The organism is Kitasatospora sp. NPDC114501 (genome assembly GCF_055633695.1).
In genome coordinates this window covers 144,178-161,457 of record NZ_JBVKDS010000010.1, presented here as the reverse complement: position 1 = coordinate 161,457, position 17,280 = coordinate 144,178, and the positions used below count along the sequence as shown (strand labels likewise).

General features: G+C 75.3%; 16 protein-coding genes and 1 pseudogene. 7 read left to right on the top strand and 10 right to left on the bottom strand.

Annotated elements, in window-relative coordinates; all coding sequences use genetic code 11:
- Positions 1 to 92 precede the first annotated feature (92 nt).
- Entirely contained in the window at positions 93 to 1,136 is a 1,044-nt protein-coding gene (gene zapE / locus ACZ7RU_RS20225; RefSeq protein WP_470342445.1) for a cell division protein ZapE, read from the bottom strand.
- 111 nt (positions 1,137 to 1,247) lie between these two features.
- Here zapE and ACZ7RU_RS20220 point away from each other — a divergent pair, with 111 nt between their 5' ends.
- The 4 genes from ACZ7RU_RS20220 (at position 1,248) to msrB (ending at position 4,529) form a co-directional block, all read left to right on the top strand.
- Entirely contained in the window at positions 1,248 to 2,033 is a 786-nt protein-coding gene (locus tag ACZ7RU_RS20220) for a pyrimidine reductase family protein (RefSeq protein WP_470342300.1), read from the top strand.
- A gap of 56 nt (positions 2,034 to 2,089) precedes the next feature.
- Positions 2,090 to 2,551 carry an indole-3-glycerol phosphate synthase gene (locus ACZ7RU_RS20215; RefSeq protein WP_470342299.1) on the top strand — a complete coding sequence of 154 codons (462 nt, stop codon included), beginning with the start codon at positions 2,090 to 2,092 and terminating at the stop codon, positions 2,549 to 2,551.
- A 143-nt stretch (positions 2,552 to 2,694) separates the two neighbouring features.
- Positions 2,695 to 4,083: a UDP-N-acetylmuramate--L-alanine ligase gene (murC, locus tag ACZ7RU_RS20210; protein WP_470342444.1), complete on the top strand. Its 1,389-nt coding sequence runs from the start codon at positions 2,695 to 2,697 to the stop codon at positions 4,081 to 4,083.
- Positions 4,084 to 4,124: 41 nt separating this feature from the next.
- Complete coding sequence (gene msrB / locus ACZ7RU_RS20205; protein WP_470342298.1) at positions 4,125 to 4,529, top strand: peptide-methionine (R)-S-oxide reductase MsrB; 405 nt, start codon at positions 4,125 to 4,127, stop codon at positions 4,527 to 4,529.
- A 54-nt stretch (positions 4,530 to 4,583) separates the two neighbouring features.
- Here msrB and ACZ7RU_RS20200 read toward each other — a convergent pair whose 3' ends face one another.
- The 7 genes from ACZ7RU_RS20200 to ACZ7RU_RS20170 all read right to left on the bottom strand — a co-directional run bounded on the left by ACZ7RU_RS20200 (position 4,584) and on the right by ACZ7RU_RS20170 (position 11,319).
- Positions 4,584 to 5,777, bottom strand: coding sequence for a cytochrome P450 (locus tag ACZ7RU_RS20200; protein WP_470342297.1), 1,194 nt, complete (start codon positions 5,775 to 5,777; stop codon positions 4,584 to 4,586).
- A complete protein-coding gene (locus tag ACZ7RU_RS20195; RefSeq protein WP_470342443.1) occupies positions 5,774 to 6,331 on the bottom strand; it encodes a GTP-binding protein in 558 nt (185 codons plus the stop codon). The genes ACZ7RU_RS20200 and ACZ7RU_RS20195 overlap by 4 nt, the downstream gene beginning before the upstream one ends.
- Before the next feature lie 100 nt (positions 6,332 to 6,431).
- Positions 6,432 to 6,785: a DUF742 domain-containing protein gene (locus ACZ7RU_RS20190; protein ID WP_470342296.1), complete on the bottom strand. Its 354-nt coding sequence runs from the start codon at positions 6,783 to 6,785 to the stop codon at positions 6,432 to 6,434.
- Positions 6,782 to 7,213, bottom strand: coding sequence for a roadblock/LC7 domain-containing protein (locus ACZ7RU_RS20185; protein WP_470342295.1), 432 nt, complete (start codon positions 7,211 to 7,213; stop codon positions 6,782 to 6,784). The genes ACZ7RU_RS20190 and ACZ7RU_RS20185 overlap by 4 nt, the downstream gene beginning before the upstream one ends.
- Positions 7,210 to 9,033, bottom strand: coding sequence for an ATP-binding protein (locus ACZ7RU_RS20180; protein ID WP_470342294.1), 1,824 nt, complete (start codon positions 9,031 to 9,033; stop codon positions 7,210 to 7,212). Before ACZ7RU_RS20180 ends, ACZ7RU_RS20185 begins: the two co-directional genes overlap by 4 nt.
- Before the next feature lie 96 nt (positions 9,034 to 9,129).
- The gene (locus ACZ7RU_RS20175; RefSeq protein ID WP_470342293.1) at positions 9,130 to 10,140 is read right to left on the bottom strand and encodes an MBL fold metallo-hydrolase; all 1,011 of its coding nucleotides are present in this window, start codon (positions 10,138 to 10,140) and stop codon (positions 9,130 to 9,132) included.
- A 219-nt stretch (positions 10,141 to 10,359) separates the two neighbouring features.
- Positions 10,360 to 11,319: a GNAT family N-acetyltransferase gene (locus ACZ7RU_RS20170; protein WP_470342292.1), complete on the bottom strand. Its 960-nt coding sequence runs from the start codon at positions 11,317 to 11,319 to the stop codon at positions 10,360 to 10,362.
- 313 nt (positions 11,320 to 11,632) lie between these two features.
- Here ACZ7RU_RS20170 and ACZ7RU_RS20165 point away from each other — a divergent pair.
- The 3 genes and pseudogenes from ACZ7RU_RS20165 (at position 11,633) to ACZ7RU_RS20155 (ending at position 14,985) form a co-directional block, all read left to right on the top strand.
- Positions 11,633 to 12,975: pseudogene (locus ACZ7RU_RS20165) on the top strand (MbnB/TglH/ChrH family RiPP precursor modification enzyme).
- Between the two features lie 30 nt (positions 12,976 to 13,005).
- Positions 13,006 to 14,067: a TIGR04222 domain-containing membrane protein gene (locus ACZ7RU_RS20160; RefSeq protein ID WP_470342291.1), complete on the top strand. Its 1,062-nt coding sequence runs from the start codon at positions 13,006 to 13,008 to the stop codon at positions 14,065 to 14,067.
- Positions 14,068 to 14,202: 135 nt separating this feature from the next.
- Positions 14,203 to 14,985 (top strand): TIGR04222 domain-containing membrane protein, encoded by a 783-nt coding sequence (locus ACZ7RU_RS20155; RefSeq protein ID WP_470342290.1) that lies wholly within the window; start codon positions 14,203 to 14,205, stop codon positions 14,983 to 14,985.
- 130 nt (positions 14,986 to 15,115) lie between these two features.
- Here the strand turns inward: ACZ7RU_RS20155 and hemQ are convergent, their stop codons facing one another.
- Positions 15,116 to 15,841: a hydrogen peroxide-dependent heme synthase gene (gene hemQ, locus ACZ7RU_RS20150; protein WP_470342289.1), complete on the bottom strand. Its 726-nt coding sequence runs from the start codon at positions 15,839 to 15,841 to the stop codon at positions 15,116 to 15,118.
- Positions 15,838 to 17,268 carry a protoporphyrinogen oxidase gene (gene hemG, locus ACZ7RU_RS20145; RefSeq protein ID WP_470342288.1) on the bottom strand — a complete coding sequence of 477 codons (1,431 nt, stop codon included), beginning with the start codon at positions 17,266 to 17,268 and terminating at the stop codon, positions 15,838 to 15,840. Before hemG ends, hemQ begins: the two co-directional genes overlap by 4 nt.
- Positions 17,269 to 17,280: the final 12 nt, after the last annotated feature.

Here is a 17,280-nt window from a genome sequence, read left to right as displayed (position 1 = left end):
GCACGCGCGGCCAGCCCGGTCCTCGGTTGTGCGTCCCCCCTCGCTCCGCGAGGGGGGGCCGCCTGACCGGGGCGGAGGCTACGGGCTCGGTCCTACTTGGCGCTGTCCCGGGCGAGGGCGACCAGGCGGGAGATGGCGCGCAGGTACTTCTTGCGGTAGCCGCCGCGGAGCATCTCCTCCGGGAAGACCTGGTCGAAGGGCAGGCCGGAGGCGGTGATCGGCAGCTCGCGGTCGTACATCCGGTCGGCCAGGACGACCAGGCGCAGCGCGGTGGACTGGTCGTCGACCTGCTTGACGCCGCGCAGGCAGACCGCGGTGACGTCGTCCAGCAGCGCGCCGTAGCGGCTGGGGTGGACGGCGGAGAGGTGGGCGAGCAGGGCGTCGAAGTCGTCCAGCGAGGCGCCGGGGGTGCGGGCCGCGGCCGCGCCGACGGCCTCGTCCGTGTACGGCGGCGGGGCGTCCGGCAGGCCGCGGTGGCGGTAGTCCTGGCCGTCGATCCGCATCGGGCGGAAGTGCGCGGACAGGCCCTGGATCTCGCGCAGGAAGTCGGCGGCGGCGAAGCGGCCCTCGCCGAGCTTCTCCGGCAGGGTGTTCGAGGTGGCGCAGAGCTTCACGCCGTTCTCGACCAGTCGGCCGAGCAGGGTGGAGACCAGCACGGTGTCGCCCGGGTCGTCCAGCTCGAACTCGTCGATGCAGAGCAGCGTGTGGCCGGAGAGGGTCTGCACGGCCTGCTGGAAGCCGAGCGCGCCGACCAGGTTGGTCAGCTCGACGAAGGTGCCGAAGGCCTTGGGGCCCGGGGCGGCGTGCCAGAGCGAGGCGAGCAGGTGGGTCTTGCCGACGCCGTAGCCGCCGTCGAGGTAGACCCCGGCCGGGCCGGTGGGCGCGGGCGCGGAGCGGCGGAACCAGCTGCGCTTGGGCGCGGAACCGTTTCCCCTGCCGAGGGTGGCCGCGAACTGCTCCAGGACCTGGACGGCCTCGTACTGGCTCGGCTGGGTCGGGTCCGGGATGTACGTCCCGAAGCTCACGTCGGCGAACCGGGGCGGCGGGACCATCTCGGCGACCAGCCGCTCGGCGGGCACGACGGGTCGGCGGTCGGTGAGCGCGATCGGGGAGCCGGACACGGGTGCGGCGGCTATCGGCTCGGTCGCGGTTGCGGAGTGGGAGGCTGCGGGCACATCAGTAGAGGGTACGCCTGCCCCGTACGCCGTCCCGAACGGCCCGCGGCCCCGCGGTGGAAGACTGGGTGCATGCAACAGTTGATCAGCCCGCTGAGCGGGCGGCTCGCCGATCCGGCCGCACTGGAATCGCTCGCCGCCGTCTACGCGTACCCCGAACAGGTGAATCAGGGGCGCCCCTGGCTGCGCGCCAACATGGTGGCCGGTCTGGACGGCGGGGCCAGGCTGGACGGGCTGTCCGAGGGGCTCTCCGGGGACGCCGACAAGCGGATCTTCGGGGTGCTGCGGGCGCTGTCGGACGTGGTACTGGTGGGCGCGGAGACCGTCCGCGCCGAGGGCTACCGGCCGGCCCGGGCGCGCAGGGAGTTCGCGGCGGCCCGGACGGCGGCGGGGCAGGCTCCCGCCCCGGCGATCGCCGTGGTGACCCGCTCGCTGCAACTGGACCTGACCGCGCCGCTGTTCACCGAGCCGCTGGTCAGGACGGTGGTGATCACCACCGAGGACGCCTCCGCGGAGCGCCGCCGGGCGGTCGCCGAGGTGGCCGACCTGGTGGTCGCCGGCACCGGCTCGGTGGACCTGCGGGCGGGCGTGGCGGCCCTGGCCGAGCGCGGCTGGACCCGGCTGCTGACCGAGGGCGGCCCGCGCCTGCTGGGGCAGCTCACGGCGGCCGGCCTGGTGGACGAGCTGTGCCTGTCGCTGGCCCCGCTGCTGACCGGTGGCGACGCGCCGCGCATCCTGCACGATGCCCGAATGCCGGACGTGCAGCGGATGCGGCTGGTCTCATTGATCGAGCAGAAAGGATTCCTCTTCACCCGCTACCTGCGTCACCCGGGTTCGGATGACCCCGTGACCCCCTGATCGTGATCCCGTTATGCGATGCCGGGGCCCGGGGGCCGGCCACTGGAAGGACTCACGTGTTCAAGACGGTACTGATGATCGAAAAGGCTCTCTCCGACGCGGACGTGGAGCTCGTCACCACGCTCCACGGCGAGGAGGAGGTGTCCTTCGTCGTCCTGATGCAGCCGCGCGGCAAGCAGGACGAACTGCTCCGGGCGCTCGACGACGTCGCCCTCGGCCACCTCGACAAGGTGGTGCACGAGCACGACGAGTCCGAGACCGGACCGACCGTGGCCACCGAGTCGCTGGAGCACAGCCTGCGCCACCTGCGCTCGGCCGGGGCCGAGGCGGTGGGCGAGCTGGTCGAGGAGAAGCCGCTGGAGCGGCTGCGCACGGTCGTCGAGGAGCAGCGGGCGGACGAGGTGGTGGTGCTCACCTCGCCGCACTTCGTGGAGGAGTTCTTCCACCGCGACTGGGCCTCCCAGGCCCGGCACAAGGTGGGGGTCCCGGTGCTCCGGCTGTTCGCCAGCGACTCCTGAGCGACTCCTGGCCCGGAGCGCCGGTGGTGCAGAATCGTCCTTGCGGTCCGCCCGCGAGGACGATTCCGTCTTCCCGTCCCGTCCGCCCGACCTGTCTGCCCCCGCCCGTACGGAGCCACGCCTTGAACGACGCCGCGCACGACCTGCACGCCCCGCACTTCATCGGCATCGGCGGCGCCGGGATGTCCGGCCTGGCGAAGATCCTCGCCGTGCGCGGGGCCAGCGTCTCCGGCAGCGACTCCAAGGAGTCCGAGACCGTCCTCGCGCTGCGCGCCCTCGGCGCCACCGTGCACGTCGGCCACGCCGCCGAGCACGTGCCGGACGGCACCAGCAGCGTGGTCGTCTCCAGCGCGATCCGCGCCGACAACCCGGAGCTGGTCGCCGCCCACGAGCGCGGCATCCCGGTGGTGCACCGCTCCGACGCGCTGGCCGCGCTGATGGGCGGCCGCCGGGCGCTGGCGGTGGCCGGCACCCACGGCAAGACCACCACCACGAGCATGCTCGCCGTCGCCCTCGGCGAGCTGGGCCTGGACCCGTCCTACGCGATCGGCGGCGACCTCGACGCGCCCGGCTCCAACGCCCACCACGGCGCCGGCGAGATCTTCGTCGCCGAGGCGGACGAGAGCGACCGCAGCTTCCACAAGTACGCGCCCGAGGTGGCGATCGTGCTCAACGTGGAGCTGGACCACCACGCCAACTACGCCTCGATCGAGGAGATCTACGAGTCCTTCGAGACCTTCGTCGGCCGGATCGTCCCCGGCGGCACCCTGGTGGTCTCGGCCGACCACGACGGCGCCCGCGAGCTCACCTCCCGGGTGGCCGGCCGCGAGGGCCTGAACGTGGTGACGGTCGGCTCCGCCGAGGACGCCGACCTGCGGGTGCTGTCGGTGGTCGCCCACGGCATGACCAGCGAGGTCACCGTGCTGCTGGACGGCGCCGAGCTGACCTTCACCGTCTCGGTGCCCGGTCGGCACTACGCCCACAACGCGGTGGCCGCGCTCGCCGCCGGCGTCGCGCTGGGCGTCCCGGCCGCCGACCTGGCCGAGGCCCTCGGCGCGTACACCGGGGTGCGCCGCCGCCTCCAGCTCAAGGGCGAGGCCGGCGGGGTCCAGGTGATCGACTCCTACGCCCACCACCCCACCGAGATGACCGCCGACCTGGAGGCCATCCGCGAGGGCCTGACCGGCGGGGGCCGGGTGCTGGTGGTCTTCCAGCCGCACCTGTTCAGCCGCACCGAGCAGCTCTCCGAGGAGATGGGCCGGGCCCTGGCCCTGGCCGACGCCTCGGTGGTGCTGGACATCTACCCTGCCCGTGAGGACCCGATCCCCGGCGTGACCAGCGAGCTGATCATCGACGCCGCCCGCCGGGCCGGCGCCGAGGTCACCGCCGAGCACTCCTTCGCCGCTGCCCCCGCTCTGCTGGCCGGCCTCGCCCGCCCGGGCGACCTGCTGCTCACCATGGGCGCCGGCGACGTCACCAACCTGGGGCCGGAAATCCTGACGCACCTCGCGAACGTTGCCTCCAACGTCTGACCCACGTCCGTCCGACGTACGCCGCGACCGGGAGCCGTGAGATGAGCTACGAGATCGAGAAGACCGAGGCCGAGTGGCGCGCCCAGCTCAGCCCAGAGGAGTACCACGTGCTCCGCGAGGCGGGCACCGAGCGCCCGTTCACCGGTGAGTACACCGACACCAAAACGGTCGGCGTGTACGGCTGCCGGGCCTGCGGGGCCGAGCTGTTCAGCTCCGAGACCAAGTTCGACAGCCACTGCGGCTGGCCGTCCTACTACGCACCGCTGGCCGAGGACCGGGTCCAGTACATCGAGGACAACACGCTCGGCATGCGCCGGGTCGAGGTGCGCTGCGCGAAGTGCGGCGGGCACCTCGGGCACGTCTTCGAGGGCGAGGGCTACGGCACGCCGACCGACCAGCGGTACTGCATCAACAGCGTCTCGCTGACGCTGCGGCCGGCCGAGTAGGACGAACGACGGTACGGAGGCCCGGGCACCGCACGGTGTCCGGGCCTCCCGGCGTCACGCGGGGACCGGTTCGAAGCGGACCGGGAGGTGCATCAGGGCCCGGTGGAACGGGCCCGGGCGCCAGAGCAGGTCCTCGGCGGGGGTGGACAGTTCGAGGTCGCTGAGCCGGCTGCCCAGCTGCTCGATGGCGGTGATCGCGATCAGCAGGGCCGGGTCCCTGGCCGGGCAGGCGTGCGGCCCGGCCGCCCAGGCCAGGTGGGCGCTCTCGCCGCTGCGCAGCCCGCCGTCGCCGGTGGGCGGCGCGGCCTGGGAGTTGGCGGCCGCGTACGAGACCAGGACCAGCGTGCCCGCCTTGATCTCCCGGCCGTGGAAGGTGATGTCGTACCGCGGGTAGTGCGCCGAGAGGTTGGCCATCGGCGGCTCGTGCCAGAGCACCTCGTCGATCGCCTGGTGGGCGGTCATCGCGCCGCCGAACAGCGAGCCGGCGTAGCGGGCGTCGGTGAGCAGGCGCAGCAGGGCGTTGCCGATCAGGTTGGTGGTCGGCTCGTGCCCGGCGATCAGGGTCAGGGTGATCTGCCGGATCACCTCGTCGTCGTCCAGCCCGACCGGGTGGGTGACGTACCAGGAGGCGAGGTCGTGCCGGGGGCGCTCGCGGCGTTCGGCGACCATCGCGGTGACCACCGCCAGGAGCTTGCCGTACGAGGCGCCGGCCTTCGCGGTGGACTCGATCAGCCCGGTGATCGCGGCCACCACCTCGGCCCGCTGCTCCTCCGGCACGCCGAACCAGGTGGTGAGCGCGAAGGCGGGCAGCTGGCGGGCGTACTCGGCGATCAGGTCGGCGTGCCCGACGGCGGCGAAGCGGTCGATCAGCCGGTGCGCGGTCTCGGCGACCTGGCGCTGGAGCCGGTGCGGTTCGAACAGCGCGAGGGCGTCGGTGATCACCGCCCGGTAGCGGGCGTGGGTCTCGCCGTCGCTGAACAGCGCGGTCGGGCGGTAGCCGAGCACCGGCAGCAGCGGGGAGTCCGGCGGGACGGTCCGCTGCCAGGCCCGGGAGTCCTTGGAGAAGGTGTCGGTGTCGCGCAGCAGGTCCAGCGCGGCCTGGTAGTCGGTGACCAGCAGGGCGTCCACGCCGGGCGCGACCTCCACCGGGGCGACCGCGCCGTGCCGCCGCAGCCGCTCGTAGACCAGCCGGGGGGCGGCGGCGAAGGCCGGGCCGTGGATCGGGGTCGGGCGGGACTCGTCGGTCACGGCTGCTCCGGGGTGGCGGGGGCGGCGGGCAGGGCGTCCAGGACGTGCTCGGCCAGCGCGATCAGCGTGTCCAGGCTGCTGTCGCGGTCCCGGGCGTCGCAGAACAGCAGCGGGGTGGCGGCGTGCAGGTCCAGGTGGGTGCGCAGCACCTCGACCGGGTGGTCCGGTGCGTCCGGGAAGCGGTTGACGGCGACGGCGTACGGCAGGCCCTGCTCCTCGACCATGTCCATGATCTCGAAGGAGTCGGCCAGCCGGCGGGTGTCGGCGAGCACCAGGGCGCCCACGGCGCCGCGGGCGATGTCCTGCCAGAGCGGGAAGAAGCGGCGCTGGCCGGGGGTGCCGAACATGTAGAGCACGACGTTGCCGGGCAGGGTGAGCCGGCCGAAGTCGACGGCGACGGTGGTGGTGCTCTTCTCCGGCAGGCCGGCCAGGTCGTCCACCGGGCGGCCGGTCTCGGTCATCGCCTCCTCGGTGTGCAGGGTGGCGATCTCGGAGAGGGTGCGGATGAGGGTGGTCTTGCCGACCCCGAACGGGCCGGCCACCACCAGCTTCATCAGCGTCTGGTCCCGGTCGGGCAGGTAGCCGACCCGGCCCGGCTGCTCCGCCCCTCCGGGCCGTCCTGTCTGGTCTTCCGGGCCCGGCCGGCCGGCCGGGTCACCGGAGCGCACGGAGTCCAACGAGGAGCCTCTCGACGACGGAGCGGTCGGTCTGCTGGGCACGCGGGATCGGCGCGCGGGCGTGCAGGCAGCCCGCCTCGACCAGGTCGGCCGCGAGGAAGACGGTGGCGCTGACCGGCAGGCGCAGGTGCGCGGCGGCCTCCACCACGGTCAGCGCGCCGGGGCGCAGCAGCTCCCAGAGCCGGCGGTGTTCGGGTTCGAGCGCGTCCGGCGGGTCGGCGCGGTCGGCGAACAGCACGGTCAGCCGCTCGAAGCCCTTGGTGCCGGGGCGGCTGCGGCCGCCGGTGGCCAGGTAGGCGGGCACCATCCGCCTGCGGGGGACGGCGGTCATGACCGGTCGTCGTCGTCCTGCCGCCGGGCCGGGCTCGCGAGCGCGCGACCGAGGGCGGCGACCTGTAGCTGCATCTGGTAGGCCACGTTGCCGAGCTGGGCGTCCGGCGAGGTGAACACGGCGAGCGAGGTGTTCTCCCCGGCGGGCACCACGACGGCGTAGCCGAGGTCGGACTCCACCACGGTCTGGGCCAGCCGGGGCCGCTCGGCGTCGGTGAACGCGGCGGTGAAGGCCCGGGCGGCGGCGTGGACGGTGGCGGTCATCGCGGCGACCCGCTCGGCCGAGGCGCGCTCCAGGCCGTCCGAGGCGCCCTCGACCAGGCCGTCCCCGGTGGCGATGACCGCGTGCAGCACCCCCGGCAGCTCCAGCAGCGGGGTCAGCACCCACGAGATCTCGTCGGTGGTGGTCGGGCTGGGCGTGCTGCTCACTGCTCGGCTCCTTCTGAGGTCGGACCGGCGCTCCGGTCACCGGGGGCGCGGCCGGCGGTGGTGTCGCCGGGGGTGGCGGGGGTGCTGTCGCCGTTTCCGGCGGCGGCCTCCTCCCGGGCGGCCCGGGCCACGGCGGCCCGGCCGGAGTCGGTGCCCCGTTGCAGCGCCTGCCAGTGGGCGGCGGCCTGCTCGGGGGTGCGTTCGGCGGCGGGGGCGGGGGCGGTGGCGGGCTCCGCGGCGGCCGGCCGTTCGGCGGCCAGCGGACGGCGGCGGCGCCGGGTGGGCAGGCCGGTGCCGTCGTCGGCTGCGGGAGTCTCGGCCGCGGGGGCGTCCGTCGCGGGGGTGCCGGCTGCGGGGGCGTCCGTCGCGGGCCCGTCCGCGACCGGGTCGGGGACCACGCGGATGGCCGGGGCCGGATGCGGGCCCGGCTGGTTGTGGCGGTCGGCGAGCCGCGGGCCGTCCGGCCCGTCCGCGTCGCGCATCGGCGGGACGGCCGCGACGGTGGGCGCCGGGGCCGGCCCGGCACCGGCCCGCAGCGGCAGCGGGGTGAGCACCGACAGCGGCTGCTCGTCGTCCACCACGGTCACCAGCGCGGCCGGGATGCGCACGATGGTCCGCATGCCGCCGTACGGCGAGGGCTCGATGTGACAGGAGAAGCCGTACTGGCGGGCCAGCTTGCCGATCACCGCGAAGCCGGTCTTGGGCGGGTTGCCGAGCTCGGTGAGCAGCATGTCCGGCGGGCCGGCCAGCAGTCGGCGGGCGCGGCGCAGCTGGTCCTCGTCCATGCCGATGCCGCTGTCGTCGATGATCACCAGCGCGCCGCGGCCGCCCTGCTGGACGGTGACCGGGACGTCGGTCTCCGGGTGGGAGTACGCGGTGGCGTTGGCGAGCAGCTCGGCGATGGTGACGGCGACCGGCTCGGCGGCCCGGGCGACCACGGCGAGGCGCTGCTCGCGCAGGTGGTTGGCGACCTTGATCCGGCCGTAGCCGGGCACCCGGGAGAGAGCGCCGACGACCACCTCGGCGAGCGGCGAGTCGGTGCGGGCCAGGCCCGGCCAGGCCTCGCAGAGCACCGCGACGGTCTGGATCCGGCGCAGCGCGACCTCGTTGCGGAAGTCGACCTCCAGCAGCCGGGGGTCGTCGTTCTCGTGCTGGAGCTGCTGGACCAGGCTCTGGATCTGGTACAGCAGGGTCTGGATCCGGGAGGTGGCGCCGCGCATGGCGGCGCGGGCGGCGGCGTCCACCCGCTCGCGCTCGTCGGCGAGCGCTGCGTGGGCGGCGTCCAGGACGGCCTGCAACGCCCGGACGGCCTCGGGGCCGACGGCCTGCGGGTCCAGCGGGCCGACCAGCGGGGCGTTGGTGTGGGTGAGCCGTACGGCGGTGGCGGCGACCCGCTCCTGGGCGAGGTGGCCGATCTCGGCGAGCAGCGCGGCGCCACGGGCCTCGGCCTCGGCGAGCGCGCGGTCGGCCTGCTCGGCCCGGGCGGTCGCGGCGGCGCCCTGCCGCACGGCCTCCCGGGCGGTGTCCTCGGCCTGCCGGGCCGCCTCCCGCGCCTCGCGGGCGCCGTCCTCGGCGGCCCGGGCCCGCTCCTCCGCCCGCCGGGCCTCCTCGGCGGAGCGCCGGGCGGCCTCCTGCGCCTCGCGCTGCTGCTGCTCGGCGCGGGCGAGCCGGCCCTCGGCGGCCCGGGTGCGCTCCTCGCCCCGGTCGAGCGCGGTCTCGGCGGCCGTCGCCCGGGCGACGGCCCCGGCCCGGCCGCGGGCGAGCACGGCCGCGGCCACGGCGGCGACCAGCGCCAGGACGATCAGCGCGATCTGCGTCATCGGAGTCCTCGGGGGTGCTTGCGGGTCGGACCGGGCGCTGCGGCCGGGCCCGCCGGGCCTGTCGGGCTGGTGGTGGGGAGGGGAACGCGGGCCGGGTCAGTTCCGGACGGTGCGCGGGCGCGGGGCGCGGGCGGCGTCCTCGGCCAGCTCCCGGGCCACCAGGGCGACCTGGCCCAGGGCCTCCAGGGCGCCTGGGGCCGCCGAGCCGTCCAGGTGCCGGTACTCGGCCGCGACGGTGAGCACCAGCCGCTCGGGCAGGCCGAGTTCGGGGTGGCGCTGCTCGGCGATCACCCGTCGGGCCGCGTCCAGGGCGGGTATCCCGGCGGCGTGCAGGGTGTGGGCGCGCTCGCGGACGTAGGCGAGGTAGCCGATGTGCTGCTGGACTCCGTCGCGGTCGAGCACCGGGCCGTGGCCGGGCACGAAGATCTCCGCGCCGGTGGCCAGGGCCTGCTCGCAGGCGCCGATGACGTTCTCCAGCGGTCCGGCCCAGTGCGAGGGGTGGTCGCCGGGCTGCTCGGGCGTCGAGGAGAAGATCACGTCGCCGGTGAACACCGTGCGCTGGTGCGGGAGGTGGACCAGCAGGTCGCCGCCGGTGTGGGCGGCGGGCAGGCTGGTGATCCGCACCGGGTAGCGGCCGACGGTCAGCTCCAGCTCGCCGGTGAAGACCGTGTCGGGGCGCACCGGCTCGGTGCTGGACCAGTCGAACCGCCCGAAGTGCTCCTTCAGGTAGCCGCCGAGCGGCGAGTCCGGGTCGCTGTTGGCGACCAGTGCGTGCTGCTGCTGCGGGGTGGGCTCCCAGTGGATGTGCTCCAGCGCCTCGCGGGTGGCGATCACCTCGGCGTCCGGCAGCACGCCGGCGCCCCACAGGTGGTCCCCGTTGGCGTGGGTGACGACCACCCGGTCGATCCCGACCCCGTCGGGCAGCAGCCGCCGGCTCGCGGCGAGGAACTCCCCGGCCATCGAGGGGTCGTACGGCGTGTCGATCCAGAGCGCGGTGGTCTCCGAGGCCAGCAGCCCACAGTTGGCCAGGCCCCACCCCCGCTTCGGCGGGAGCCACACGTACAGGTCCTCGGCAATCGCGCTCACGTTCGCACGGCTGATCGTCATGTGCGCGATTATCCCCATCCCGTGACAGGAGTGGAGCAAAACCATTGCGGTTCAAGCCACTTCACGCCCGGAGCAACCCGGACCGTCCCGATTCGTCCCGTGTGGTCTGGACCACATCTGGCCGAAGTGACTCGGCCCGCCGACCGTGGCGGGTACGGGCCGGCCACGTCCCCGGCCCGTCCTGTCGGCCGCACTCCCCCGGCACGACGGGCCGGAGCGTCAGCCCTCCCGCTCCGACGGCCGCTCCAGCTGCTTGATGCCCTTGCGCTCCCCCGCGCAGCGCTCGTACCCGAGCCACGCGTTGATCGCCAGCATCGGCCCGTTGGTCGTGTCGTTGCTGGTGTACGCGTGGCGGTAGCCCGCCGCCGCGGCGAGCCGCAGCGACTCCAGCTTGGCCAGCTTGGTCAGCCCCCGGCCCCGGAACTCCCGGCGGCAGGCGGTGAACGCGGACCAGTAGCCCCCGTCCCCGTCGGTCTGCGCCATGCTGAACGCGGCCGGCCGTCCGTCCACCACGGCCACGACGCTCAGCGCCAGGTCCCGGTCCGGCCGGGACCAGTCGTCGCGCAGCCAGTCCTCGTACTCCAGGGCGTCCATCGGCACCTCGCTGCCGGGCTCGTCCAGGATGGCGTCCGCCTCGACCAGGAACACCGGGTGCGGGTCGGCCGCCCAGTCGGCGGCCGGGCGCAGCTCGACGCCGACCGGCCGTACGGGTGCGGGCGGCAGCGGGAGCGTCAGGTCCCGACCGGCGAAGTGCATGGCGCGCCCGAGCCGGTAGCCCCGGGCGGTGGCGAAGGCCAGCGAGGCGGGCTCGTCGTCCACCCAGGTGTGCAGCTCGGCCACCCCGTGCCCGGCCAGGTGCCGTTCGGCCGCGGCCAGCAGTGCGGAGGCCGCACCGTGCCGGCGGAACCCGGGCAGCACACTGCCGTTGGCGTAGCCGACGCCCGTGGTCGTCGTCCCGAGCACCACCCCGCAGCGCACCGCGCCGACCACCCGGCCGTCCAGCTCGGCGACGAAGGTGCGGAAGTGCTCCTCGGGGCTGGGGCGGGCGTTCAGCCAGACCAGGGCCTCGGCGGAGAGCACCAGGTGCTCGCGCCCGGCCCGGTGGGCCGCGACCACGGCCTCGGCGTCCTCGGGGCGGAAGCCACGGATCGTCAGGGAGGAAGAAGAGAGAGAAGTCATGGATTCCCACGCTAGCCGCGCCCACCCGTCCGGCGCCTCCGATTTTCCCCCCGGCAAGGGCGCCCCACCTGCGCGGACGGCCCGGGCTCGGGACCAAAGTCCCTCACCCCCGGGACGACATGCTCAAATAATGCTCTGAGAAGACCGGGTGAGGCTTGGCAGCCGCCCCGCCCGGGGACATTCTCAGCAGCACGGCCGCGCGGTTCCGGCGACGACGCCCGTACCGGTCGACGGCCTCCCGTCCGGCCCTCCGAAGGGGGCGAACCCGATGACTTCCCCTGCCCTGGAACTGCCCGGCTCCGCCGCCGTGCCCGTGCACAGCGCGCCCCGAGCGGCCGCGGGCCGCGAAGCCCCGCCCCGACTGGGCGTCGGCCTCGGCTGGCGCGGCGAGATCGACACCGTGGTCGAGCGCCAGCCCGGCCTGGACTGGGTCGAGGTGGTCGCCGAGAACATCTGCGCCGACCACCTGCCCGACTCGCTGACCGTGCTGCGCGAACGCGGCGTCACCGTCGTCCCGCACGGCGTCGGCCTCGGCCTCGGCGGCGCCGACCTGCCCGACCCCGGCCGCCTCGACCGGCTCGCCGGGGCCGCGCTGGCGCTCGGCTCCCCGCTGGTCACCGAGCACCTGGCGTTCGTCCGGGCCGGCGGCCTGGAGGCGGGCCACCTGCTGCCCGTCCCCCGCACCCGGGACTCGCTGCGGGTGATCGCCGAGAACGTCCGGATCGCCCAGGACCACCTGCCGGTGCCGCTCGCCCTGGAGAACGTCGCCGCCCAGCTCGCCTGGCCGGACGACGAGTTCACCGAGGGCCAGTTCCTCGCCGAGCTGGTCGAGCGCACCGGCGTCCGGCTGCTGATCGACGTCGCGAACCTGCACACCAACCGGGTCAACCTCGGCATCGACCCGGCCGCCGAGCTCGACCGCCTGCCGCTGGAGGCGCTCGCCTACGTCCACGTCGCGGGCGGCACCCTGGTCGACGGCGTCTGGCACGACACCCACGCCCACCCCGTCACCGAACCGGTGCTGGAGGTACTGGCCGAACTCTGCGCGCGGGTCGCCCCGCCCGGGGTGCTGCTGGAACGGGACGCCAACTTCCCGCCGCCCAGCGAGCTGGCCGGTGAACTGGACGCCATCCGCAGGGTGCTGGAGGGGAGCACCCCGCGATGAGCGACCTGACGACACCGGCACAGCCCGACGCCGGCCGGGACCGCGCCGCCGACCGGGACCCCGCCGCCGCCCGGCGGCGCCTGGCCCGGCGCCAGGAGGAGCTGCTGGCCGCCCTGGTGGCCGGCGGGCCCGTCCCGCCCGGCTTCGACGAGCGCCAGGTCCGCGCCCAGTCCACCGGCCTGGCCGCCAAGCGGCGGGACACCACCGCCAAGGTGGCCCCGGACCTGCCCCGCCTGCTCGGGGCGCAGTACGGGCCGCTCTTCCTCGGCTACGCCCGCCGCCACCCACAGGCCGGCGGCTACCGCGCCGACGCCCGGGCCTTCGCCCAGTGGGCGCTCACCGACGGCGGCCCGCTCGCCGCCGACCACCGCCGGGCGCTGGAGCAGTGGCTCCGCCCGGCACCCGCACGACCGCAGGGCCCGCTCGCGCGCCTGCGCCGGGCCCTGCGCCGACAGCCGACCACCGGCGACCACGGCGCCACCGCGCCCTGACCGACCGTCACCATTCCGGGGGAACCGCCCATGTGGCACAACAGCTACTTCACCGTCCCGGCCGTCCTGCTGGTGGCCGCCGCCCTGTACGCCGCCCAGACCCGGCAGCGCATCGGCCGGGTCCGGTACGCCAAGGGCCTGCCAGGCCGCGGCCTGCCGCTGCTCGACACCGCGTTCCTGTCCGGCGGGCCCGGGCGGGTGTTCGACACCGCCATGGTCCGGATGCACCTGAGCGAGCAGGCCGTGATCAGCCGCTCCGGCCTGGTCACGCTCACCGGCGCCAAGCCGTACGACGCCGTCGACAAGGCCGTCCAGGACGCCGTCGGCCCGACCGGGAGCCGCGAACTCGGCCCGCTGCGGCGCACCGTGATGCGCTCCGCCGCCGTCCAGGAGATCGGCGACCGGCTCGCCGACCGCGGTCTGCTGCGCCGCCCCGAGCGGCTGCGGCGGGCCCGCACCGCCCGCCGGCTGCTCTGGCTCGCGATGCTCGTCGTGGTGGCCTCGGCGGTGGCCGCCCTGCTGCTCGACGACGGCGTCGTCGGCCACGAGCGCCCGAACCTCTGGGTTCCGGGCCTCCTGCTGGTCGGGGGCTTCGTCTCGCTGCTCGCCAACCCGCCGGTCAAGGGCCGGATCACCCCGGCCGGGCAGCGCCAGCTCTCCCTGATGCAGGGCAGCCCGTGGACGCCCAACGCCGGGATGCCGCTGCGGCTGGCCGGCGGCGCGCTGCTGGGCGCGCTCGCGCTCGGCGGCCTGGCCGCCGCCGGGCTGGAGAACCCGGAGCTGGAGACCGCGCTGCTGGCCGCGTCGGCCGAGGAGGAGGCCGTGCGGCAGGCGGTCACCGCGAACGCCTCCGCGTCGTCCTCGTCGTCGGGATCCTCCTGCTCCTCCGGCTCCGGCTGCGGCTCCGGCACCTGGTGCGGTTCCTCCGGTTCCTCCGGCTCCGGCTCCGGCTGCGGCTCGTCCAGCTGCGGGTCCTCCTCGTCGAGCTGCGGCTCCTCGTCCTCCTCCAGCTGCGGTTCCAGCTCCTCCAGCTGCGGCTCCTCGTCCTCCTCCAGCTGCGGGTCGAGCTGCGGGGGCGGCTGCGGCTCCTGACCCCCGCCGGGCCGACCGAGGACGCTCGGCGGCCCGGTTCCGCGCACCACCGACGCCACCGCCGGACGTCACAGTTCGGTATCGCGGACCGGGAAGCCGTTCCGCGCGCCGTCGGCGCAGGCATACAACAAGCCCATGTGGTTGCTGTTCCTCATACCGGCCTGTGTCGCGGCGGTCCTGTCCTGCGTCCGACTGGTCCGGATGACCGCCACCGCCGACGCCCTCACCGACCAGAGCGGTCTGCGGCCCCCCGAAGCCGTCGGCATCGGCCTGTACGAGACCGCCTACCTGGCCGGCGGCCCGGACCGGGTGGTCGAACTCGCCCTCGTCCTGATGGCCGGCCGCGGCCGGCTGCACCTGGCGCACACCGGGTGGACCACCGTGGTCGACCCCAAGGGCCGCAGCCGCCTGGAGCGGGCGGTCATCGCCACCGTCGGCTCCGAGGGCCAGTGCCCGACCGACGAGCTGCGCCGGGCGATGGCCGAGCACCCCACCGTGCTGGAGATCGGCGCCCGGCTCGCCCTGGCGGGCCTGGCCACCCCGGCCCTGGTGCAGCGCAACACCGTGGTGGTGGTCCGGCAGGTCCGGCACGCACTGCTGCTGGCGCTGGTCCTGCTGGCCGCCTCGCTGGCCCTCGGCGTCCTCACCGGCGGTGCCACCCTCGCCCCGCTCGCCTGGTTCTCACTGCCGCTGGTGCTCACCTCGGGCACCCTGCTGATGGCCCGGGTCGACGTCTACCCGTACACCCGCTGGGCCTCCCCGATCGGCCAGGAGGTGCTGCGCGAGGTCCGCCCGGCCCGCCAGCGCGGCCTGGCCGACGACGAGGAGCGCGAACTGCTCACCGCCGTCGCCATGAACGGCCCGGCCGTCCTGCCCGACGCCCGGCTCCGCGCCGCCCTGCGCCCGCACCGGACCTGAGGGCCGGCTGCGCCCACCCCGCCGGCCTCACGACGGACCCCGGGAATGCCGGAGGCCGGCTCCCCGCCAGGGGGAACCGGCCTCCGAGGACCGCGGGACCGCTCAGAGCAGGCCGCTCAGAGCAGGCCGCTCAGACCAGGCCGTTCAGCAGCTCGCCGACCGGCTTGCGGCGGCCGGTGAAGAACGGCACCTCCTCGCGGACGTGCAGCCGGGCCCGGGACGGGCGCAGGTCGCGCATCAGGTCGACGATCCGGTGCAGCTCGTCCGCCTCGAAGGCGAGCAGCCACTCGTAGTCGCCGAGCGCGAACGAGGCCACCGTGTTGGCCCGCACGTCCGGGTAGCCGCGCGCCATCATGCCGTGCTCGGCGAGCATCGCGCGCCGCTCCTCGTCCGGCAGCAGGTACCACTCGTAGGAGCGGACGAACGGGTACACGCAGACGTAGTCGCGCGGGCGCTCGTCGGCCAGGAAGGCCGGGATGTGCGACTTGTTGAACTCGGCCGGGCGGTGCAGCGCCATGTTCGACCAGACCGGCTCCAGCAGCCGGCCCAGGCCGGTGCGGCGGAAGCGGTTGTACGCCTCCTGGAGGTCGTCCGAGTCGGCGGCGTGCCACCAGACCAGGATGTCGGCGTCCGCGCGCAGACCGGAGACGTCGTACGTGCCGCGCACGGTCACGTCCTTGGCGTCCAGCTGGGCGAACAGCTCGTCCACCTCGGCGGCCAGCGCCGTGCGGTCCTCGGGCAGGGCGCCCCTGAGCTTGAACACCGACCACATGGTGTAGCGGATGACCTGGTTCAGGTCGCGCGCCTTCTTCTTCTCGGGCCGCTGCTCCGGCTCCCGCTCAACGCTCTCAGTCATGCGCCCATTGTCCTCTCCGTGGAACCTTCCCCGGTCGCCGGGGTCAACAGTCTGTCGACGGCCGCCGCCGCGGCGGCCGCCGAACCGATGCACGCCGGGATGCCCACCCCGTCGTACGCGGCGCCGCACAGCGCCAGCGCGCCCACCCGCCCGGCCGCCGCCCGTACCCGGGCCACCCGGTCCAGGTGCCCCACCGGGTACTGCGGCAGACCGGCCGAGAAGCGGGAGACGAAGGTGTCGTACGGCCGGGCGGTCAGCCCGACCGCCTCCTCCAGGTCCGCCAGCGAGCGGGCCACCAGCTCCTCGTCCGCCAGCCCCAGCGCCTCCTCCTCGCGGTACCGGCCCAGCGAGGTGCGCAGCAGGAACGCGTCCGGCGCGGAACGCTCCAGCCAGCCCCACTTGTTGGAGGAGAAGGTCGAGGCCTTGATCCGCCGCCCGTCCACCGGCGGCACCAGGAAGCCGCTGCCGCTCGGGAGTTCGGCCAGGTCGGCGCGGCGGAAGGCCAGGGTCACCAGGGCCATGCCCGCGTACTCGACGGCGTCCAGCTCGGCGGCGGCCGCCGGGGCGTCCTCACGCAGCAGCCGGGCCGCGGCGGGCGCCGGGACGGCCAGCACCACGGCGTCCGCGTGCAGCACCTCGCCGCCGGTCACCACCCGCCAGCCGCCGGGGGTGCGGCGAAGCTCGTCCACCGGGGCGTCGGTGCGCACCTCCACCCCCGCCTCGACGCAGGCCGCGGCGACCGCGCCGGGCAGGGTGCCGAGGCCGCCGCGCAGGCCCTGGAACACCGGGGTGCCGACCACCTTCGGCCGGGAGGCCAGCTCGTGCACCCCCTCGACCAGCGAGCCGCCGCCGCGCGCGATCGACAGCAGCTGCGGGACGGCGGCACGCAGCGAGATCTCGTCGGCGCGGCCGGCGTAGACGCCGCCGAGCAGCGGCTCGACCAGCCGGTCCACCACCTCCTGGCCCAGCCGGTCGGCGACGTAGCGGCCGATCGCGACGTCCTCGCCGACCTCGGTGGCCTGCTCGTGCCGGGCCCGCTGCAGTCCCTCGTCGGTCAGCACCCCGGAGGCGGCCAGCGCCGCCAGGTCACCGGGGACGCCCATCACCTGCCCGCCGGGCAGCGGCCGCAGCGCGCCGCGGGTCCAGATCGCGGCCTTCGCGGTGGTCGGCGGCTCCAGCTCCTCGCCGAGGCCGACCGCCCGCGCCAGCTCCACCGCCTCCGGCCGCCGGGCCAGCACCGACTCGGCCCCGAGGTCCACCCGGACCCCGCCGACCTCGCCGCCCCACAGCTTCCCGCCGACCCGCCCGGACGCCTCCAGCACCGTCACCCGCGCCCGCGCCGGCCCCCCGGCCGCCCCACTCAGGAAAGCGGCCGCAGCCAGCCCCGCGATCCCACCACCGACGACGACGACCTGTGCATCCGACATGCTCCGCAGTCT

What these genes read in the sequence shown, in the direction of transcription:
- ACZ7RU_RS20220 (WP_470342300.1), top strand. Translation starts at nt 1,248, where the DNA reads ATGCAACAGTTGATCAGCCCGCTGAGCGGGCGGCTCGCCGATCCGGCC.
- msrB (WP_470342298.1), top strand. Translation starts at nt 4,125, where the DNA reads ATGAGCTACGAGATCGAGAAGACCGAGGCCGAGTGGCGCGCCCAGCTC.
- ACZ7RU_RS20195 (WP_470342443.1), bottom strand. Translation starts at nt 6,331, where the DNA reads ATGAAGCTGGTGGTGGCCGGCCCGTTCGGGGTCGGCAAGACCACCCTC.
- ACZ7RU_RS20190 (WP_470342296.1), bottom strand. Translation starts at nt 6,785, where the DNA reads ATGACCGCCGTCCCCCGCAGGCGGATGGTGCCCGCCTACCTGGCCACC.
- ACZ7RU_RS20180 (WP_470342294.1), bottom strand. Translation starts at nt 9,033, where the DNA reads ATGACGCAGATCGCGCTGATCGTCCTGGCGCTGGTCGCCGCCGTGGCC.
- ACZ7RU_RS20175 (WP_470342293.1), bottom strand. Translation starts at nt 10,140, where the DNA reads ATGACGATCAGCCGTGCGAACGTGAGCGCGATTGCCGAGGACCTGTAC.
- ACZ7RU_RS20170 (WP_470342292.1), bottom strand. Translation starts at nt 11,319, where the DNA reads ATGACTTCTCTCTCTTCTTCCTCCCTGACGATCCGTGGCTTCCGCCCC.
- ACZ7RU_RS20160 (WP_470342291.1), top strand. Translation starts at nt 13,006, where the DNA reads ATGTGGCACAACAGCTACTTCACCGTCCCGGCCGTCCTGCTGGTGGCC.
- ACZ7RU_RS20155 (WP_470342290.1), top strand. Translation starts at nt 14,203, where the DNA reads ATGTGGTTGCTGTTCCTCATACCGGCCTGTGTCGCGGCGGTCCTGTCC.
- hemQ (WP_470342289.1), bottom strand. Translation starts at nt 15,841, where the DNA reads ATGACTGAGAGCGTTGAGCGGGAGCCGGAGCAGCGGCCCGAGAAGAAG.
- hemG (WP_470342288.1), bottom strand. Translation starts at nt 17,268, where the DNA reads ATGTCGGATGCACAGGTCGTCGTCGTCGGTGGTGGGATCGCGGGGCTG.